The sequence below is a fragment of the Neisseria sp. P0001.S007 genome (assembly GCF_051963655.1).
Taxonomy (GTDB): Bacteria; Pseudomonadota; Gammaproteobacteria; order Burkholderiales; family Neisseriaceae; genus Neisseria; species Neisseria subflava_A.
The window spans coordinates 283107-301910 of record NZ_JBQCUB010000002.1 but is presented as its reverse complement, the minus strand read 5'-3'; the positions used below and the strand labels follow the sequence as shown (position 1 = coordinate 301910).

General features: G+C 51.1%; 16 protein-coding genes and 2 pseudogenes. 10 read left to right on the top strand and 8 right to left on the bottom strand.

Features of this window, described 5'->3' with window-relative positions:
- Positions 1 to 211: 211 nt before the first annotated feature.
- Both ACTHRE_RS03775 and ACTHRE_RS03770 read right to left on the bottom strand, forming a co-directional pair.
- Entirely contained in the window at positions 212 to 694 is a 483-nt protein-coding gene (locus tag ACTHRE_RS03775) for a cupin domain-containing protein (protein WP_377072104.1), read from the bottom strand.
- 101 nt (positions 695 to 795) lie between these two features.
- On the bottom strand, positions 796 to 2205 hold the full coding sequence (locus ACTHRE_RS03770) for a leucyl aminopeptidase (protein ID WP_440344844.1): 1410 nt from the start codon (positions 2203 to 2205) through the stop codon (positions 796 to 798).
- A 157-nt stretch (positions 2206 to 2362) separates the two neighbouring features.
- Between ACTHRE_RS03770 and lptF the strand changes: the two genes are divergently transcribed.
- The 4 genes from lptF (at position 2363) to hflX (ending at position 7089) form a co-directional block, all read left to right on the top strand.
- Positions 2363 to 3478 carry an LPS export ABC transporter permease LptF gene (gene lptF / locus ACTHRE_RS03765; protein WP_004519285.1) on the top strand — a complete coding sequence of 372 codons (1116 nt, stop codon included), beginning with the start codon at positions 2363 to 2365 and terminating at the stop codon, positions 3476 to 3478.
- Positions 3475 to 4545, top strand: coding sequence for an LPS export ABC transporter permease LptG (gene lptG, locus ACTHRE_RS03760; RefSeq protein WP_070583631.1), 1071 nt, complete (start codon positions 3475 to 3477; stop codon positions 4543 to 4545). Before lptF ends, lptG begins: the two co-directional genes overlap by 4 nt.
- A 118-nt stretch (positions 4546 to 4663) precedes the next feature.
- Positions 4664 to 5884: a glycosyltransferase gene (locus tag ACTHRE_RS03755; protein WP_234395501.1), complete on the top strand. Its 1221-nt coding sequence runs from the start codon at positions 4664 to 4666 to the stop codon at positions 5882 to 5884.
- A gap of 44 nt (positions 5885 to 5928) precedes the next feature.
- A complete protein-coding gene (hflX, locus tag ACTHRE_RS03750) occupies positions 5929 to 7089 on the top strand; it encodes a GTPase HflX (RefSeq protein WP_440344843.1) in 1161 nt (386 codons plus the stop codon).
- Between the two features lie 68 nt (positions 7090 to 7157).
- Here the strand turns inward: hflX and ACTHRE_RS03745 are convergent, their stop codons facing one another.
- A complete protein-coding gene (locus ACTHRE_RS03745; RefSeq protein ID WP_003678791.1) occupies positions 7158 to 7283 on the bottom strand; it encodes a hypothetical protein in 126 nt (41 codons plus the stop codon).
- 361 nt (positions 7284 to 7644) lie between these two features.
- Between ACTHRE_RS03745 and ACTHRE_RS03740 the strand changes: the two genes are divergently transcribed.
- Positions 7645 to 10131, top strand: coding sequence for a heavy metal translocating P-type ATPase (locus tag ACTHRE_RS03740; protein WP_377072112.1), 2487 nt, complete (start codon positions 7645 to 7647; stop codon positions 10129 to 10131).
- Between the two features lie 37 nt (positions 10132 to 10168).
- A complete protein-coding gene (locus tag ACTHRE_RS03735) occupies positions 10169 to 10609 on the top strand; it encodes a DNA polymerase III subunit chi (protein ID WP_377072114.1) in 441 nt (146 codons plus the stop codon).
- A 78-nt stretch (positions 10610 to 10687) separates the two neighbouring features.
- Here ACTHRE_RS03735 and ACTHRE_RS03730 read toward each other — a convergent pair whose 3' ends face one another.
- Together ACTHRE_RS03730 and rph are read right to left on the bottom strand one after the other, a co-directional pair.
- Entirely contained in the window at positions 10688 to 11908 is a 1221-nt protein-coding gene (locus ACTHRE_RS03730) for an aspartate kinase (protein ID WP_070645470.1), read from the bottom strand.
- Positions 11909 to 12079: 171 nt separating this feature from the next.
- The gene (gene rph / locus ACTHRE_RS03725; protein WP_070504511.1) at positions 12080 to 12808 is read right to left on the bottom strand and encodes a ribonuclease PH; all 729 of its coding nucleotides are present in this window, start codon (positions 12806 to 12808) and stop codon (positions 12080 to 12082) included.
- Positions 12809 to 12947: 139 nt separating this feature from the next.
- Between rph and ACTHRE_RS03720 the strand changes: the two genes are divergently transcribed.
- Complete coding sequence (locus ACTHRE_RS03720; protein ID WP_377072117.1) at positions 12948 to 13835, top strand: YicC/YloC family endoribonuclease; 888 nt, start codon at positions 12948 to 12950, stop codon at positions 13833 to 13835.
- 205 nt (positions 13836 to 14040) lie between these two features.
- A complete protein-coding gene (locus ACTHRE_RS03715; protein ID WP_440344842.1) occupies positions 14041 to 14991 on the top strand; it encodes a bile acid:sodium symporter family protein in 951 nt (316 codons plus the stop codon).
- 68 nt (positions 14992 to 15059) lie between these two features.
- On the opposite strand, the gene ACTHRE_RS03710 is transcribed toward ACTHRE_RS03715, so the two are convergent.
- Positions 15060 to 15605: a TIGR00645 family protein gene (locus tag ACTHRE_RS03710; RefSeq protein ID WP_070504505.1), complete on the bottom strand. Its 546-nt coding sequence runs from the start codon at positions 15603 to 15605 to the stop codon at positions 15060 to 15062.
- A 196-nt stretch (positions 15606 to 15801) separates the two neighbouring features.
- Here ACTHRE_RS03710 and ACTHRE_RS03705 point away from each other — a divergent pair.
- Together ACTHRE_RS03705 and ACTHRE_RS03700 are read left to right on the top strand one after the other, a co-directional pair.
- A pseudogene (locus ACTHRE_RS03705) lies at positions 15802 to 16368 on the top strand (sulfite exporter TauE/SafE family protein); the annotation flags it as partial.
- A pseudogene (locus ACTHRE_RS03700) lies at positions 16355 to 16525 on the top strand (IS3 family transposase); the annotation flags it as partial. The pseudogenes ACTHRE_RS03705 and ACTHRE_RS03700, both read left to right, overlap by 14 nt.
- Before the next feature lie 24 nt (positions 16526 to 16549).
- Here ACTHRE_RS03700 and copM read toward each other — a convergent pair.
- Positions 16550 to 16933 (bottom strand): CopM family metallochaperone, encoded by a 384-nt coding sequence (copM, locus tag ACTHRE_RS03695; RefSeq protein WP_070504502.1) that lies wholly within the window; start codon positions 16931 to 16933, stop codon positions 16550 to 16552.
- Between the two features lie 241 nt (positions 16934 to 17174).
- Positions 17175 to 18770 (bottom strand): peptide chain release factor 3, encoded by a 1596-nt coding sequence (locus ACTHRE_RS03690; RefSeq protein ID WP_070645472.1) that lies wholly within the window; start codon positions 18768 to 18770, stop codon positions 17175 to 17177.
- Positions 18771 to 18804: the final 34 nt, after the last annotated feature.

Below are 18804 nucleotides of genomic sequence, written 5' to 3'. Positions count from 1 at the left end.
TCATCATATTTTGAAAGGCTGTTATTATATAACATTTCATTATTTATATGATAAGATTTTTGAGAAAAAAAAGGCCGTCTGAAAACGAAGCGTGGTTTTCAGACGGCCTTTAGCTTGTAGGTAGGTTTAAATGAAAACGGAACAATCTCTCTGTTGCCTGGTTTGGGTAAGGCAGAAAGTCATGGCAGATTGTTTGCTTTCATTGAAAGTATTACTTGGTTTCGGCGGCTTTAGCGCCAGCGGTCTCTGCAATCAGATCAAGGAAGACCAACGGCTTTTTGCCGATATTTTTGAGCGCATGGGACTGGCCGGGGCGGGCGATGGTAATGTCGCCGGCGCCGACTTCGGTTTGTTTGCCCGTGCTGTCGGTAAACACACCTTTGCCGGATACGATGATGTAAACGTCTTCATTGCCGGTATGTTTGTGTTGGCCGATGGAAGCACCCGGCGGTAATGTGAGCCAGCCGATTTCTTTGAATGCGTCTTGGTCGGCGGTTTGATGGCGTGTGAAGGCAAAGCTGCCGAGCAAGGGGCCTTGGCCTCCGGCTGCGTTTTCTCGGTTCCATTCTGCTAAGTCGGCTTGTTTATACACTTGGATGCTGCGGTCGGTGGGGGTGGTTTGTTCGGCAGCTTGAGCGCTTATGGATGTGCCGAGCAGAAGGGCGGCAGATAATGCGGCAAATAGTGGTTTCATGGTGGTTCTCCGTTTGTCAGGTTGAGTCAGATAATGCGGATTCCGTTTTCAGACGGCCTGCGGGGTTGAAATGTGTAACCCCGCAGGCTTCCCCCAAAGATTTATTTCACATTGCGCAGATAGTTCAACAATAAAGGAACAGGGCGGCCGGTCGCGCCTTTTTCACCGCCGGATTTCCATGCAGTACCTGCGATGTCGAGGTGTGCCCATGGATAGTCTTCGGTAAAGTAAGACAGGAATGTTGCGGCGGTAATCGTGCCTGCCCCCGGTGTGCCGATGTTTGGAATGTCGGCAAAGTTGGATTTGAGTTGGTCTTTGTAGGTTTCAAAGAGCGGCAGTTGCCATGCTTTGTCGTCCACGTTGCGGGAAGCGGCCAGCAGGCTGTCGACCAAATCTTGATTGTTGCCCATCACGCCGCTGACGTCATGACCCAAGGCGATAATGCACGCGCCGGTCAGGGTGGCGACGTCGATGACGGCTTTAGGTTTGAATTGTTCGGCGTAAGTGAGCGCGTCACACAAAATCAGACGGCCTTCGGCATCGGTGTTCAACACTTCGATGGTCAAGCCTTTCATGCTTTTTACGACATCGCCCGGTTTGTTGGCCGCGCCGGAAGGCATATTTTCACAAGTGGCGACGACGGCGATGAGGTTGATCGGCAGTTGCAGTTTGACGGCGGCGCAGAAGGTACTGATGACGGTTGCCGCGCCGCACATGTCAAACTTCATTTCGTCCATGTTCAGGCCGGGTTTGAGGGAAATGCCGCCGGTGTCGAAGGTAATGCCTTTGCCGACCAATACCACAGGCGCGGCTTCTTTGTCGGCCGCACCGAAATAGCTCAGTTCGACCAAATATGGATCTTCGACACTGCCTTTGGCGACAGACCAGAACGAACCCATGTTTTCTTTGATGTAGTCTTTTTCAATGATTTTAGCGTGTGCGCCCAGTTTTTCGGCTTCGGCTTTGGCAGTACGCGCGAGGAATTCAGGCGTACATTCGTTTGGTGCGGCATTGCCCAAGTCGCGGCAGAGGCTTTGTCCGTAAACTTGCGCTTCGGCAACGCGCAGGGCTTCTTTGACGGCGGCTTCGTGTACGCTGTGGAACACGGCTTCTGCAAATTTGGCCGGTTTGGCTTCTTTTTTATAGCGGTCGAAACGGTAGGCGGCATTGCCGAACGCAATCGCAAACGCTTCGGCAACGGCTGCTGCTTGCGCTTCTTCAAAGGCGTGAACGTCCACATTGACCGTTTCTTGATTTTGCGCCCATTTGGCGGCTTCGGCTGCGGCTTTGTTCAATGCGGCGCGGTCGGTTTTGGCGAGGCGGGCGACGGCAATGGCTTGCAAACCGTTGTCCGTCGGGATTTTGGTGTCGGCGAAATTTTGACCTTCTTCAAGGGAAGTGAAGAGGGCGAGGGCAGTCGGGTTGCTCAGTTGTGATGCTTCGGCGCAGACAAATAATTGCGCACCTGCCTGTTGAGCCTGCAAAGTTTCGGCTTTTGTGCTAAATTTCACGTTTATTCTCCTGATTGGAACGGTTGTCGGTTGTTCAGACGGCCTGTGACCAACCGTCCGAACAGATGAAAATCATTGTACTCCATTTGTGTCATGCCGTCTGAAGCCTTATTAATAAATATAGGTTTCCCATAAACCGTATACCACGCTCAATCTTATGATTTACCAAAGAAACTTTATTAAAGAACTTTCCTTTACCGCCGTCGGCATCTTTGTCGTCCTCTTGGCGGTATTGGTGTCGACGCAGGCCATCAACCTGCTTGGCCGTGCAGCCGATGGGCGTGTCGCCATCGATGCCGTGTTGGCCTTAGTCGGCTTTTGGGTAATCGGCATGACCCCGCTTTTGCTGGTGTTGACCGCATTTATCAGTACGTTGACCGTATTGACCCGCTACTGGCGCGACAGCGAGATGTCGGTTTGGCTTTCCTGCGGATTGGCATTGAAACAATGGATACGCCCGGTCATGCAGTTTGCCGTGCCGTTTGCCATTTTGATTGCCGTCATGCAGCTTTGGGTGATGCCGTGGGCAGAGTTGCGCAGCCGCGAATATGCCGAAATTTTGAAGCAGAAGCAGGAATTGTCTTTGGTGGAAGCCGGCGAGTTCAATAGCTTGGGCAAGCGCAACGGCAGGGTTTATTTTGTCGAGACCTTCGATACCGAATCCGGCATCATGAAAAACCTGTTTCTGCGTGAGCAGGATAAAAACGGCAACGACAACATCGTTTTTGCCAAAGAGGGCAATTTTTCGCTGACCGACAACAAACGTACGCTTGAATTGCGCGACGGTTACCGTTACAGCGGTACGCCCGGCAAAGCCGATTACAACCGCGTTTCTTTCCAACACCTCAGCCTGATTATCAGCACCACGCCCAAACTCATCGACCCTGTTTCACACCGCCGTACCATTCCGACTGCCCAACTGATTGGCAGCAGCAATCCCCAACACCAAGCGGAATTGATGTGGCGTATTTCCTTGACCGTCAGCGTTTTGTTGTTGTGCCTGCTTGCCGTGCCGCTTTCCTATTTCAATCCGCGCAGCGGCCACACCTACAATATCCTGATTGCTATCGGTTTATTTTTGGTTTACCAAAACGGGCTGACCTTCCTGCGCAATGCTGTGGAGGACGGCAAAATCCATTTCTGGCTCGGACTGCTGCCTATGCACATCATCATGTTTGTGATTGCCGTCGTCCTGCTGCGTGTGCGCAGTATGCCCAGCCAACCCTTCTGGCAGGCGGTTGCCAAAAGTCTGACATTGAAAGGCGGAAAATGAACTTGATTTCACGTTACATCATCCGTCAAATGGCGGTTATGGCGGTTTACGCCCTCCTTGCCTTCCTTGCTTTGTACAGCTTTTTTGAAATCATTAACGAAGTCGGCGATCTTGGAAAAGGCAGCTATAACGGCGCAAAGTTGGGGCAGTATGTTTTAATGCAGATGCCTGCGCGCGCATATGAACTGATGCCGCTCGCCGTTTTGATCGGCGGCCTGATTTCCCTCAGCCAACTGGCTTCCGGCAGTGAGCTGACCGTTATCAAAGCCAGCGGCATGAGTACCAAAAAGCTGCTGTTGATTCTGTCGCAGTTCGGACTGATTTTCGCCATTGCCACCGTCGCTCTTGGCGAATGGGTCGCCCCCACGCTGAGCCAAAAAGCCGAAAACATCAAAGCCGCCGCCATCAACGGCAAAATCAGTACCGGCAATACCGGCCTTTGGCTGAAAGAAAAAAACAGCATTATCAACGTGCGCGAAATGTTGCCTGACCATACGCTTTTAGGCATCAAAATTTGGCAGCGCAACGATAAAAACGAATTGACCCAAGCGGCAGAAGCAGAATCAGCCGTTTTGAATCCAGACGGCAGCTGGCAGCTGAAAAATATCCGCCGCAGCATATTGGGCGAAGATAAAGTCGAGGTCTCTACTGCGGCTGAAGAAAACTGGCCGATTTCTGTCAAACGCAACCTGCTGGACGTATTGCTCGTCAAGCCCGACCAAATGTCTGTCGGCGAGTTGACCACCTACATCGACCATCTGGAAAAAAACAACCAAAATACCCAAGTCTATGCCATCGCATGGTGGCGCAAGCTGGTGTATCCCGTTGCCGCATGGGTGATGGCGCTTGTTGCCTTCGCCTTTACGCCGCAAACCACGCGCCACGGCAATATGGGCTTGAAACTTTTTGGCGGTATTTGCCTCGGTTTGCTGTTCCACTTTGCCGGACGGCTCTTCGGCTTTACCAGCCAGTTGTACGGCGTGCCGCCGTTTTTGGCCGGTGCCTTGCCGACGGTTTTATTTGCACTGTTGGCGGTGTATCTGATACGTCGTCAGGAAAAAAGATAAGCAAAATAAACTTCAGGCCGTCTGAAAGACAATCTTCAGACGGCCTGAGTATTTTGTGTGCAAAAAACAAAATGCTAAAGTAAAATAATACCTTTCCAAACCAATGCGGCTATTGAAAATGTCCCAAACCATCTGCTTGAATATGATTGTCAAAAACGAAGCGGCAATCATCGAAGAAACACTGGCCAACATCACCGACCACATCAAACTTGACTACTATATCATCAGCGACACCGGCTCGACCGATGATACCGTCGGCGTGATCCGTCGCTTTTTCGATGCAAAGGGCATCGCAGGTGAGATTCATCATGATGGTTGGCAAAATTTTGCATACAACCGCAATCAGGCTTTGAAACACGCAAAAGACAAAACCGATTACGTGTTGATTTTTGATGCGGACGACCGCTTTGAAGGCAAATTAGAATTGCCCGAGCTGACAGCCGACCGCTACCGCCTCCGCATGAGAAATGCCATGGGCAGCGTGGTTTATTATCGTCCGCTGTTGTTGCGTAATGACGGAACATTCTACTGGCGCGGCGTGTTGCACGAATTTATCGAGACCGACAAACAAGATACCAGTGAAGCCACGCTTCATGGCGACTATACGGTTCTCAGCGGCCGTTTCGGCGCACGCAGCAATATGGCGAACAAATACCTGCTTGACGCCGTTTCTTTGGAAAAAGCGTTTTACAGCCCTGAAGATGAAGACCTGAAACCGCGTTACGCCTTTTATGCGGCACGTTCTTATTGGGATTCTGATATGCCCGAGCGTGCGAGCGAATGGTTTAAAAAACGCATCGAGTTGGGCGGTTGGATCGAGGAAGTGTCGGTTTCTTACCAACAGTTGGGCGAGTGCTACAAATTAATGGGCAAACGCGATGAAGCCTTGGCGACTTGGTTGGCAGGCTACGATTACAACCCGCGCCGTGCCGAGTGTCTCTACCTTGCGCAAACCATGCTGCGTCAGGAAGGAAAATACCGCATTTCCCATGCAATCGGCCTGATGGCGAAACGCATCCCGTTCCCGAACGACGATATTCTTTTTGTCCAAAGCAATGTTTATCAGTTGGACATTGATTATGAATTGTCGGTTACCGCATATGCGGCCGGCGATTTGCGCCAAGGCTATGAGTCTTGCCGCCACTTACTCTTGCTTAATGTACGCGAGGCATTGACCACGGTGACCATGCAAAATATGTGGCTCTACCGCGAACACGCGCAAACCGAAACGCGCGAAGTGTTGGAGCAGCTGGTGGCCGTCATGCAGCCTTATGCCGAGCAGGGCGGACGTTTGGCGGAAGTGACCGAATATTTTGCCGATATTTTGAAAAACCGTTAATCAGGACTTTGCCCCGGCAATAATGCCGGCTGAAAGGAAATTTTTTGAGCAAACGCAATCTGTTTTCCGTCGATAAATCTTTGGAACAGCCCGAACGCGTTCTCTTGGTCGGCGTGATGCTGACGGCGGACTATTCCGGCGCAAACGAAACGCGCGAGCGCGGCTTTCAGACGGCTTTGACCGAAGCGGCAGAATTGGTGAGCGCGGCCGGCGGTGATTTGGTTTCTATCGAAACTTCACGCCGCGACAAACCGCATCCGGCTTTGTTTGTCGGTACGGGCAAGGCGGAAGAGTTGGCGGCAGTGGTCAAGCAGCATGATGTCGGGCTGGTCGTGTTCAACCACGAACTCACGCCGACACAAGAGCGTAATCTGGAAAAAGAGCTTCAATGTCGCGTCCTCGACAGAGTGGGTTTGATTTTGGCGATTTTTGCCAAACGCGCCCAGTCGCAGGAAGGTAAGCTGCAGGTGGAGCTGGCTCAGTTGAACCATTTGAGCGGACGGCTGATACGCGGTTATGGACATTTGCAAAGTCAGAAGGGCGGCATTGGCTTGAAAGGGCCGGGTGAAACCCAGCTGGAAACTGACCGCCGCTTAATCGGACAGAAAATTACGGCATTGAAAAAGCAGCTTGCCGATGTCCGCAAACAACGCGCCACACGCCGCAAATCGCGCATGAGCGGCCGTCTGAAAACCTTTGCCATTGTCGGCTATACCAACGCCGGAAAATCCAGCCTGTTCAACCGGTTGACCAAAGCGGACGTATTGGCGAAAGACCAGTTGTTCGCCACTTTGGATACCACCGCGCGTCGGCTTTTCCTGTCGCATGAGGCGAGCGTGATTTTGACCGATACCGTTGGTTTCGTTCGCGATTTGCCGCACAAGCTGGTGTCTGCGTTTTCCGCTACTTTGGAAGAGACGGCAATGGCGGATGTGCTACTGCACGTTGTTGATGCGTCCAATACCGATTTTGAACGGCAGATGGACGATGTCAACGAAGTCTTGGAAGAAATCGGCGCGCATGAAATTCCGCAATTGGTGGTGTACAACAAAATCGATTTGCTGCCGTCGGGTGTGCGTGAAGCAGGCATTTTGCGCGACAATTCCGGGCAGGCCGTCGGCGTGAATGTTTCTGTTGCCGAAAGTTTGGGCTTGGACGGTTTGCGCGAAGCGATGATTGAATTGGCCGTACAGCCAAGTGCTTGATAGTATGGAATGAAACAAGGCCGTCTGAATGTTCAGACGGCCTTACCGTAAAATTCTAAATCTGAGGATTATGCCGATAGAGGGCTTTTCTTTTTGAACACGCTTTCGTAAAGCATCCAAGCGGCGAGGCTCAGGTATACGGTGCTGGACAAAATGCCGATAACGGCGAAGATAGGCATAAGGCGATCAATCATGGTGAGGTTTCCCAATAAGTTAGTTTTATAAGTAAATGTGTGTTTTTTGATTTCCGTCTTCGCGGAATGGCTAAAGTATGCTGCTTAAATGGGCTGAGGTCAACAAAGAATGTATCGGAATTTTTAAAAAAGTTCCATTTTTACATTAAAATAATCGGAAGTTTTTAAAGATAAACGGTATTTATATGTTACCGTTCATCGTTTGATGAACGGTCAATACTTTGTTTTCCATATTTTTTACAAAGTCCAACAGCCTGTTAATTCAAAATTGAATGAAAAGAGGCGGAAAAACGCTTTTTGCTAAAATGTAACACCCTGGGACGGTTGTTTCAGGCCGTCTGAAAAATAAATCGAACACATTATGACATCTTCCACACATCCCCAAAAAAACTGTTTCCATTGCGGACTTGAAGTCCCGGAGCATCTGCATCTGACGGTTCGTTTTGAAGACGAAGAACACGAAACCTGTTGTGCCGGCTGCCAAGCGGTGGCGCAGAGTATTATCGATGCTGGTTTGGGCAATTATTACAAACAGCGTACCGCAGACGCGGAAAAATCCGAATTGCCGCCACCGGAAGTGTTGTCGCAATTAAAGCTGTACGATTTGCCCGAAGTGCAGGCTGATTTTGTCGAGGTTGGCGCAGGGGATGAGCGCGAGGCGGTGTTGATGCTGGGCGGCATTACCTGCGCCGCGTGTGTGTGGCTGATTGAACAGCAGTTGTTGCGCATGAAGGGCGTAGTGCGCGTGGATTTGAATTACAGTACCCATCGCTGCCGCGTGGTGTGGGACAGCGCCCACATCGAATTGTCAGACATTCTGCTGAAAATCCGCCAAACCGGTTATACCGCCGCGCCTTATGATGCGCAAAAAATCGAAGTGCAGGCGCAGAAGGAACGCAAACAGTTTATCGTCAGATTGGCAGTGGCCGGTCTGGGTATGATGCAGACGATGATGTTTGCCCTGCCGACTTATTTTTACGGCGGCGACATCGAGCCGCTTTATTTGGAAATCCTGCATTGGGGCGGCTTTTTGATGGTGTTGCCCGTTGTGTTTTACAGCGCGTTGCCGTTTTACCGCGGCGCCTGGCGCGACTGGAAAAACCGCCGTGTCGGCATGGATACGCCGATTGCCATTGCCATTGTAATGACCTTTATCGCCGGTATTTACAGCTTGGCCACCAACGCAGGGCAGGGTATGTATTTTGAATCCATCGCCATGCTGTTGTTTTTCCTGTTGGGCGGGCGTTTTATGGAACAGATTGCCCGACGCAAAGCAGGCGATGCGGCGGAGCGGTTGGTCAAACTGGTTCCGGCATTCTGCCACCGTTTGCCATCTTATCCGGAAAGTGAAGCCATCGAAGAAGCCGCAGTCGTCCGCCTCAATATCGGCGATACGATTGTTGTGAAACCCGGCGAAGTCATTCCGGTGGATGGTACGGTTTTATCCGGTGAGAGCGAAGTTAACGAAGCCATGTTGACCGGCGAAAGTTTGCCGATTGTCAAAAGGCCGTCTGAAAAAGTAACCGCCGGCACGCTTAACACCAGCAGCCCTTTAATCATCCGCACCGACCATACCGGCGGCAACACGCGCCTGTCCCATATCGTCAAACTGCTCGACCGCGCGCTGGCGCAAAAACCGCGTGCCGCCGAGTTGGCCGAAAAATACGCGTCCAGTTTTGTGTTTGGCGAACTCTTGCTTGCGATTCCTGTTTTTATCGGTTGGGCTTGGTATGCAGACGCACACACCGCCTTGTGGATTACCGTTGCCCTGCTGGTCATTACCTGCCCGTGTGCCTTGTCGCTTGCCACGCCGACCGCGCTGGCTGCTTCGACTGGCGCACTTGCCAAAGACGGCATTCTCATTAGCGGCAAACAAAGCCTGGAAACCCTTGCCCAAATTGATGATGTCGTGTTCGATAAAACCGGTACGCTGACCAAAGGGCAGCTCTCCGTCAGCCGTATGTTGTCCGCTGGCCGTCTGAACGAAGCCCAAGCCCTTGCTATCGCCCAAGCATTGGAACAGCAATCCGAACACCCCATCGCCCGTGCCATTTTGAACCATACGCTTTCAGACGGCCCTGTATCAGCGCTTGATGTGAAAGTGCAGCAACGGGTCAACCGTATTGGGTACGGTGTCAGCGCGCAAATCGAATTTGATGGTGAAACCCAAGTTTGGGCTTTGGGCAAAGCAGCGTTTGTCTCGGAAATTGCCGGTAATCTTCCCGAAGCATTTGCCCATATCGACCACACCGGCGGCATTATTTTTTTGGGCAATCAAAGCGGTTTTCAGACGGCCTTTTTATTGGAAGACCAAATCAAAGACAGCGCCGTTGAAATGTTGCAAAACCTGAAACAACACGGCATCCGTCTGCACCTTTTAAGCGGCGACCGTCAAGCTGCCGTAGCCCAAGTCGCGCAAGAGCTGGGATTGGATGCCTATTGTGCCGAAGCCACGCCGGAAGACAAGCTGGCTTATGTGGAAAATCTGCAAAAACAAGGACGTAAAGTCATGATGATCGGCGACGGGATCAACGATGCCCCCGTCCTTGCCCAAGCAGACGTATCGGCAGCCGTGGCCACGAGTGCCGATGTGGCGCGAGATGGTGCGGATGTGGTTTTGCTCAATGATGATTTGAACGTTTTGCCCGTGATGATGGAACAAGCACGCCGCACCCATCAAATCATCCGCCAAAACCTGACTTGGGCGAGCGCATACAATCTGGTTGCCGTTCCGTTGGCCGTGTTTGGTTATGTTACCCCATGGATCGCCGCGCTCGGCATGAGTTTCAGCTCGCTGCTGGTGTTGGGCAATGCCTTGAGATTGTTGAAAACCAAAAAGGCTGTCTGAAACCGGTCAATCCATTGCCTAAACGAAAGAATACGCCATGCCTAAAGCCACTTTTTATACACACGTCGCACAGCCGGCCGTCTTTGCCTGTCGCCTGATTTCGCGCGCCATACGCGATGGCGGGCAGATTTTGGTGTGGTCGGATTCTGCCGCGGCAGTACAGCAACTCGACATTGATTTGTGGCAGCAGATTCCCGAAAGCTTTATTCCGCATGAAATCTGGCTGTCTACCGACCCCATGCCGTCTGAAACGCCGGTATTGCTTGCGTTTGGAAACGCATTGCCGAATATTTCGCAAGATTGCACGGTTTTGAACCTGTCTGCTGATTTCTGGAGTCAAGCCCCGGCCATTCCAAACCGTATCCTTGAAATTGTGGGAAATAGCTTAGAAGATTTGGCCGAAGCCCGAGACCGTTTCCGAGCTTATCGTCAGAGCGGATTTGAGATTGAGCATTTTTCGAGAGAAGGGAAGGATTGAGTGTTGAAACAGCAAGGTTTTAATAAAAAAGGCCGTCTGAAACAATAAAGTTTCAGACGGCCTTTTGATTGGCTGGAATTAGTTGCCTAAGTCGAATGCTTTATGCAGAACGCGGGTGGCCAGTTCCATGTATTTTTCGTCAATCAGGACGGATACTTTGATTTCGGAAGTTGAAATCATTTGGATGTTGATGCCTTCTTCTGCGAGGGTGCGGAAGATTTTGGCAGCTACGCCGACGTGTGAACGCATGCCCAAGCCGACTGCGGAGACTTTGCATACGGTGTCGTCGCCGTCGATGTAAGCGGCGCCGATGCTGTCTTGGCGTTGTTGCAGCAGTTCGATGGTTTGTTTGTAGTCGCCGCGTGGAACGGTGAAGGAGAAGTCGGTTGTGCCTTCACTGCCGACATTTTGGATGATCATGTCGACTTCGATGTTGGCATCGGCAACTGCGCCGAGGATTTGGTAGGCAACGCCGGGTTTGTCAGGTACGCCGCGTACGTTGATGCGTGCTTGGTTTTTGTCGAATGCGATACCAGTTACGGCTGCTCTTTCCATGTTGTCGTCCTCTTCAAAGGTAATCAGGGTGCCGTTGCCGCCATCTTGCAGGCTGCTGAGTACGCGCAGGCGCACTTTGTATTTTCCGGCGAATTCTACGGAGCGGATTTGTAAGATTTTTGAACCGAGGCTGGCCAGTTCGATCATTTCTTCAAAAGTGATCGTGTCCATGCGGCGCGCTTCGGGTACGACGCGCGGGTCGGTGGTGTAAACGCCGTCCACGTCGGTGTAAATTTGGCATTCGTCGGCTTTGAGGGCTGCGGCGATGGCAACGGCGGAGGTATCCGAACCGCCGCGGCCTAGGGTTGAGATATTGCCTTCGCTGCTGATGCCTTGGAAGCCGGCTACGATAACGACTTTACCGGCGGCCAAATCGGCACGCATTTTTTCGCCGTCGATGTTTTCGATGCGGGCTTTGGTGTGGGAAGTGTCAGTTTGGAGGGCGACTTGCCAGCCGGTGTAGCTCTTGGCGTCAACACCGATGTCTTTCAGGGCCATGGCCAGCAGGCCGATGGTTACTTGTTCGCCGGTAGCGAGAACGACGTCAAGTTCGCGCGGATCGGGATGTTCTTGCATTTCGTGCGCCAGTGCGACCAGTCGGTTGGTTTCGCCGCTCATGGCGGATACGACGACTACGATGTCGTGTCCTTCGGCGCGGGCTTTGGCGACACGTTTGGCTACGTTTTTGATGCGTTCGGGCGAGCCTACTGATGTGCCGCCGTATTTATGTACGATTAACGCCATGTTTCGTGCTTTCTTGTGGGGGTTGTCGGGCAGCTTGGTTTGCTGGAAAAAGGGTTATTATTACTATTTTTTACATGAAATTCAAGGATGGGACGCGCTTTTTTGAGTAAATACGCATAAAGGGGTTTGGTTAAAAAAGGCCGTCTGAAAGTTTTCAGACGGCCTTGCTGATTATCGGGCCAAAAGGGCGGCCTGCTGGTGTTGAACCAATTCGGCAATGCCTTTATGCGCCAAGGCAATCAGCTTGCCCAATTCTTCGATGCTAAACGGTGCGCCTTCGGCTGTGCCTTGGATTTCGATGATTTTGCCGGATGCGGTCATGATGATGTTAACGTCGCTGTCACATCCTGAATCTTCGGGATAGTCCAAGTCTAAAAGCGGTACACCACCCACCACACCGGCAGAAACGGCGGCAACGGCTTCACGGATCGGATTTTCGCTGATAAGGCCGTCTGAAAGGAGTTTGTCCACGGCGATTTGCAGGGCAACGTAGGCACCGGTAATGGAGGCGGTACGCGTGCCGCCGTCGGCTTGGATGACGTCGCAGTCAATCAGGATTTGGCGTTCGCCGAGTTTTTCCATATCGACGACGGCACGCAGCGAGCGGCCGATCAGGCGTTGGATTTCTTGTGTGCGACCGGACTGTTTGCCCGCGGCGGCCTCGCGGCGCATACGGGAGGCGGTGGAAGCAGGCAACATGCCGTATTCGGCCGTCACCCAGCCTTGTTCTTTACCGCGCAGGAACGGTGGGACATTTTCGTCGATGGAGGCGGTGCAAATCACTTTGGTGTTGCCACACTCGATAAGGCAGGAGCCGTCAGCGTGGGGGAGGAAATTGGGGGTAATTTTGATGTCGCGCAGGCTGTCGGCGGTGCGGCCGGTGCGGGTGTAGTCGCTCATGATGATCCTTTGGGGCGGAATGAAAAATAGGTTGCCTTGAATTATAGAGGAATTTGGCATCAAAGGCCGTCTGAAAATCGTCGGTCGGGTGTGTTATAGTGTCCATACTTTCACTCGTATTTGGAAACGGAGTAAAACCATGGCTACAAGACGAACTATTCAAATCCACAGCATGACCGGCTTTGCCAATGCCGCAGGCGAATGCGGAGGCAAACGGATTAATTTGGAAATCCGCGCGGTCAACCATCGTTATTTGGATGTCCAATTCCGTATGCCGGAAGAGTTGCGCTATTTGGAAGGCGCATTGCGCGAACAGATTGCCTCGGCTGTGGCGCGCGGTAAACTGGAATGCCGTGTTCAGCTGCAAGATGTGGCTTTGGGCGGCCAGACTTTGGAAGTCAATCAGGATTTGGTTGCCCAACTGGCGCATTTGAACAAAACTTGGCGCAAGGAACATGATTTTGCCAAATTGAGCGTGGCCGATGTTTTGCGTTTTCCCGGCGTTTTGGCAGGCCAGAGCGAAGACTCCGAGGCCTTGGCGAAAGGTGTCAAAGATTTATTGACCGGCGCGTTGAAAGAGTTTACAGCCGCCCGCAAACGCGAAGGCAAAAAACTGGGCGAACACCTGCTGCAACGTCTGGACGGCATGGAAGAGATTGTGGATGCTTTGAACGAACTGTTCCCAAGCCTGCTGCAGGCGCATATGGACAAAGTCAAAGCCCGTTTGGCAGAAGCCGTCGGCAATATCGACAACGACCGTTTGCAACAGGAATTTGCTTTATTCATCCAAAAATCCGATGTGGATGAGGAATTCAGCCGTTTGCGCACCCATATCGCCGAAGTGCGTCGCATCGTTACCGAAGGCAAGGGCAGCGCAGGCAAACGTTTGGATTTCTTGATGCAAGAGTTGAACCGTGAAGCCAACACTTTGGGCAGTAAGGCCATCGCTGCCGAATGCACGCAAGCTTCGGTTGAACTGAAAGTCTTAATCGAACAAATGCGCGAACAGGTTCAAAATATCGAATAAATCGATAACGAACGGATAAAACAAGGCCGTCTGAAAAGTTTCAGACGGCCTTTGTGTTGATATTGGGTGGAGTCAGTGTGGTTTGTTTTTAAACATTATTGGATGATGGATTTCCTGTTTCGTTACTGTAATTGCGCATAAGGGTTAACATGTGTTAAATTATGGTAATTATTGTCATGATAAAAACATACAAAGGAGTAAAAACATGAACTTTCTGACCGCTATCAGTCGGCAAATGACCCGCTTCACCGCCTTGATTATCGTCCTTGCCTCCATTATCGCCTTTATCGAACCTGCCACTTTTTCGTGGGTAAAAGGCGATACGCAAGTCGTCGTACTCGGCATCATCATGCTCGGCATGGGCATGACTTTGGGTAAAGAAGATTATCAAATTCTGGCACAACGTCCGCTCGATATTTTTATCGGCGCAATCGCCCAATACACGATTATGCCCCTGCTCGCTATCGGTATTGCCAGAGCCTTTGACCTCTCGCCCGGATTGACGCTGGGTTTGGTTTTGGTCGGCACCTGCCCGGGCGGCGTTTCGTCCAATATCATGAGTTTTTTGGCTAAAGGCGATGTCGCCTTTTCGGTCGGCATGACCACGGTTTCCACCGTCCTCGCTCCTGTGATGACGCCGCTGTGGATGACTTATTTGGTCGGTCAAACCGTCGAAATGGACGGCTGGGGCATGTTCAAATTTATGTTGCTCGTTACCCTGTTGCCCGTTGTTATCGGCTCTGCCGCCAATATATTACTGCATAAAAAATATTGGTTTGAAGACGTGCGAGCGATTATGCCTGCCGTTGCCGTTGTCGCGTTTGCTTGCATCGTCGGCGGCGTTGCTGCCGTTCACGGTCACCGTTTCGCCGAATCCGCCTTCGTGATGGTACTTGCCATCGCTGCCCACAACATCGGTGGCTACATCCTCGGCTATTACAGTGGCGCGCTGACCGGCATGAACACCGCTAAAAAACGCACCCTTGCCATCGAAGTCGGCGTACAAAACGCCGGACTTGCGACTGGTTTGAGCGCCAAATTCTTCCCCGGTAATGCCGAGTCTGCCGTTGCCGCCGCCGTTGCCTGCGTTTGGCACTCCGTATCGGGAACGGTTTTGGGTAACTTGTTTGCTTGGTGGGACAAGCGTAAGCAATAAGCTGTAAACATTGCCAAATAATAAAAGGCCGTCTGAAACATTTCAGACGGCCTTTTGATTGCTTTTTATCAATGCGCTTTATGCGTCGTGCTGTACACGATTTTGTCCGTTAAAGCCATGGCAAGCGCGGAAATCAGGAAACAGATGTGGGTAATACATTGCCACATGATTTGTTTTTCCGACAGATTGGCGGCGTTGAGGAAGGTTTGCAGCAGATGGATGGAGGAAATGCTGATGATGGACATCGATAGCTTAACCTTCAAAACCGAAGCATTGACATGGCTGAGCCATTCGGGCTGGTCGGGATGCTCGTCAACTCGGAGGCGGGAAACGAAGGTCTCGTAGCCGCCGACAATGACCATGGTCAGCAGGTTGGCAATCATCACGACATCAATCAGGTTCAATACGGCGATCATGATGGTGTTTTCATCCATGATGCTGAAATTGGATACCAAGTGCCACAAGGATTTGAGGAACTTACAGGCATAAATGACTTGGGCGATAATCAAGCCTATATAAATCGGCAGTTGCAGCCAGCGGCTGGCGAAAATGAAATGCGCGAAGATGTCCATTCGATCGTGGGCTGTGCGTTTGGTTGGAGTGGAATGTTCCATAAAATGTGTTGTGTGTAGGAAAGATAAGGGGCGGCATTTTAATGGAAAAGTTTTTAAGCTGCAATTTGAGTGGCTGAATTTAAAAAGAAAGGCCGTCTGAAAACAGAATATCGTTCCTTGTTTTTCAGACGGCCTTGTAGGTTGTCAGAACAGGTAAACACGCGCAAAATCGCTTTGCTTTTTAGAGATGGACATTATGTTTGCAGATTCGTTTTTTTATTATCTGGTGTTGGTCGGCTTTGCCGCAGGGCTGATGGATGCGGCGGTTGGCGGCGGCGGGCTGTTGCAGATTCCCGGATTGTTCAACCTATTGCCAAATACCATGCCTGTGGCCTCGGTGATGGGTGTCAATAAATTTGCTTCCTGCTGCGGCACGTTGACCGCGACGGGGCAATATCTGCGCCGAATCCCCGTGCCGTGGAAAATGCTGCTGCCTGCCGCGGCGTTGGCATTTGCCGCTTCATATTTGGGCGCGAAAACGGTGGTGTATTTTCCTGTGCAATACATGAAACCGGCAATGTTGGTCACCATGATTGCCATGTGCCTGTACACTTTTTTGAAAAAAGACTTGGGGCAGACGGCGCGCACTGAAAAGCTGACGCGCCGTGAAACCTTATGGGGCTTGTTTTTCGGCGCATTAATCGGGTTTTACGACGGCGTGTTCGGGCCGGGGACGGGCAGCCTGCTGGCTTTTGTGTTCGTCCGCTTTTACGGCTATGATTTTTTAGCGGCCAACGCTTCGGCAAAGGTCATCAATTGGACGATTAAAAATGGAATGTTATTACGGTAAATGATTTGAGACGTTCTAACAACTGGAAAAAACGATTCATGAGTACATTCATTATTACAACCATGAGCGCATTCAGGGGAAACTAAAAGGACTGAGCTCTGTGAATTACAGAACTCAGTCCTTGAACTAAATCAGTCTAACTTTTGGGGTCAGATCATTTTACGGAGCTTTTTTTGTTGTGTGCTTTAAGCCATTTTTGCATTTGTTCAATTTCCGCTTGTTGTGCGTTAATAATATCCTCAGCAAGCTTACGCATCTCAGGATCCTTTCCGTATTTTAATTCAACTTCCGCCATTTTTACTGCGCCAATATGGTGTGGCAACATACCTGCTGCAAAAGCAACATCAGGATCTTTATATTGCGCAGCTGCCATCATGTCTTGATTCATTTGATTCATACCTTGCATTAATTCTTGTTGCATTGCAGAATCTGTCGACATTGGCATATTCATGTGTGCTTGATGCGATTGTTCATTAGCTTGGGCATAATTTGAAATTGCAACAGCGCTAAGTGTGATAAAAGTCATAAGTTTTTTCATGTTTTTCGCCTATGTGATAACTGAAGGAGCACAAATTATAAACTTTGACCTAAGGTTAAAGTAAACATTTATTCCGAAAATGTTTGGTGAGGTACTAAAAGCTAAAATAAGACAATATTTGAGCTGCGTTACGGATTTATGTTGCTGCTGTGCCTGACCATTGGGAAGTTTGCTTGGGATTTATTGGGTTGATATCGAATGAAAAAAAGGCCGTCTGAATGTTTCAGACGGCCTTTGCGTTTTACAGTTTAACCGAATGCTCGCGTGTTTCGTGGAACACGATGTCCGGCCAGCGTTCTTGTGTCAGATTCAGGTTGACACGGTTAGGCGCGAGGTAGGCGAGGTTGCCGCCTGCGTCTATCGACAAATTGCCTGCATTGGCTTTTTCAAATTCTGCCAGCTTTTTCTTGTCTTCGCACGATACCCAGCGCGCCGACCAGATGGATGCGCTGTCGAACACGGCTTCTACGCCGTATTCATTGGCGAGGCGCGAGGTAACGACTTCAAACTGCAATACGCCGACCGCGCCCAAAATCAAATCCGCGCCGCTCATCGGTTTGAAAACCTGTACCGCGCCTTCTTCGCCAAGCTGTTGCAAACCTTTTTGCAGTTGCTTGATTTTCAGCGGGTTTTTGATACGCACACTGCGGAACAGTTCCGGCGCGAAGAATGGGATGCCGGTGAACGCCAGTTGTTCGCCTTCGGAGAAGCTGTCACCGATTTGGATGTTGCCGTGGTTCGGGATACCGATGATGTCGCCGGCGTAGGCTTCTTCCACCAGCTCACGGTCGTGCGACATGAAGGTTACCACGCTGGAGGCGGCGATTTCGCGGTTGATGCGCAGGTGTTTCATTTTCATGCCGCGCTCGAATTTGCCGGAGCAGACGCGCAAGAAGGCGATGCGGTCGCGGTGTTTCGGGTCCATATTGGCTTGGATTTTGAAGATAAATCCGGAGAACTTCGGCTCGTCCGGTTCGACCATGCGTACGGTCGCGTCGCGCGGTTTCGGCGCAGGCGCCCATTCAATCAATGAATTGAGGATTTCCTGAATACCGAAGTTGTTAATCGCCGAGCCGAAGAACACGGGCGTGAGTTCGCCGGCGAGGAATTCGTCGAGATTAAACTCGTTGGAAGCCGCCTGTACCAATTCGATTTCGTCGCGCAACTGCTGGATTTCCAATGGAAAGCGTTGTTCCAATTCGGGATTGTCGATGCCTTTGATGATGTCGAACTCGTGTGGCAGACGTTCGCCGCCGGCGTCGAAGAGATAGATTTCATCGTTCAGGATGTGGTACACGCCTTTGAAGTTCTTGCCCATGCCGATCGGCCAAGTAACGGGCGCGCAGCGGATTTGCAGGATGTTTTCTACTTCGTCCAAGAGTTCCAGCGAATCGCGCACTTCGCGGTCGTATTTGTTCATGAACGTTACAATCGGCGTATTACGTAGGCGGCAGACGTTCAAGAGTTTGATGGTTTGCGCTTCCACGCCTTTTGCCGCGTCGATGACCATCAAGGCGCTGTCGACGGCGGTCAATACGCGGTAGGTATCTTCGGAGAAGTCTTGGTGTCCCGGCGTGTCCAAGAGGTTGACAGTATGGTCTTTGTAGTCGAACTGCATTACAGACGAGGCCACGGAAATGCCGCGCTGCTTCTCGATGTCCATCCAGTCTGAGGTGGCGAATTTGCCGGTTTTCTTGCCTTTTACCGTACCCGCGCTCTGAATCGCACCTGAAAACAGCAAGAGTTTTTCAGTCAGCGTGGTTTTACCCGCGTCGGGGTGGGAGATGATGGCAAACGTGCGGCGGCGGCGCACTTGGTCGAGGATTTCTTGGGACATGGTTTTCTTTGCAAAAAGTTTCAGGCCGCTTTTT

Excerpts from the sequence above, each read along its gene's own strand:
- ACTHRE_RS03775 (WP_377072104.1), bottom strand. The coding sequence starts at position 694 with ATGAAACCACTATTTGCCGCATTATCTGCCGCCCTTCTGCTCGGCACA.
- lptF (WP_004519285.1), top strand. The coding sequence starts at position 2,363 with ATGATTTACCAAAGAAACTTTATTAAAGAACTTTCCTTTACCGCCGTC.
- lptG (WP_070583631.1), top strand. The coding sequence starts at position 3,475 with ATGAACTTGATTTCACGTTACATCATCCGTCAAATGGCGGTTATGGCG.
- ACTHRE_RS03755 (WP_234395501.1), top strand. The coding sequence starts at position 4,664 with ATGTCCCAAACCATCTGCTTGAATATGATTGTCAAAAACGAAGCGGCA.
- ACTHRE_RS03745 (WP_003678791.1), bottom strand. The coding sequence starts at position 7,283 with ATGATTGATCGCCTTATGCCTATCTTCGCCGTTATCGGCATTTTGTCC.
- ACTHRE_RS03740 (WP_377072112.1), top strand. The coding sequence starts at position 7,645 with ATGACATCTTCCACACATCCCCAAAAAAACTGTTTCCATTGCGGACTT.
- ACTHRE_RS03735 (WP_377072114.1), top strand. The coding sequence starts at position 10,169 with ATGCCTAAAGCCACTTTTTATACACACGTCGCACAGCCGGCCGTCTTT.
- ACTHRE_RS03730 (WP_070645470.1), bottom strand. The coding sequence starts at position 11,908 with ATGGCGTTAATCGTACATAAATACGGCGGCACATCAGTAGGCTCGCCC.
- rph (WP_070504511.1), bottom strand. The coding sequence starts at position 12,808 with ATGAGCGACTACACCCGCACCGGCCGCACCGCCGACAGCCTGCGCGAC.
- ACTHRE_RS03720 (WP_377072117.1), top strand. The coding sequence starts at position 12,948 with ATGGCTACAAGACGAACTATTCAAATCCACAGCATGACCGGCTTTGCC.
- ACTHRE_RS03715 (WP_440344842.1), top strand. The coding sequence starts at position 14,041 with ATGAACTTTCTGACCGCTATCAGTCGGCAAATGACCCGCTTCACCGCC.
- ACTHRE_RS03710 (WP_070504505.1), bottom strand. The coding sequence starts at position 15,605 with ATGGAACATTCCACTCCAACCAAACGCACAGCCCACGATCGAATGGAC.
- copM (WP_070504502.1), bottom strand. The coding sequence starts at position 16,933 with ATGAAAAAACTTATGACTTTTATCACACTTAGCGCTGTTGCAATTTCA.
- ACTHRE_RS03690 (WP_070645472.1), bottom strand. The coding sequence starts at position 18,770 with ATGTCCCAAGAAATCCTCGACCAAGTGCGCCGCCGCCGCACGTTTGCC.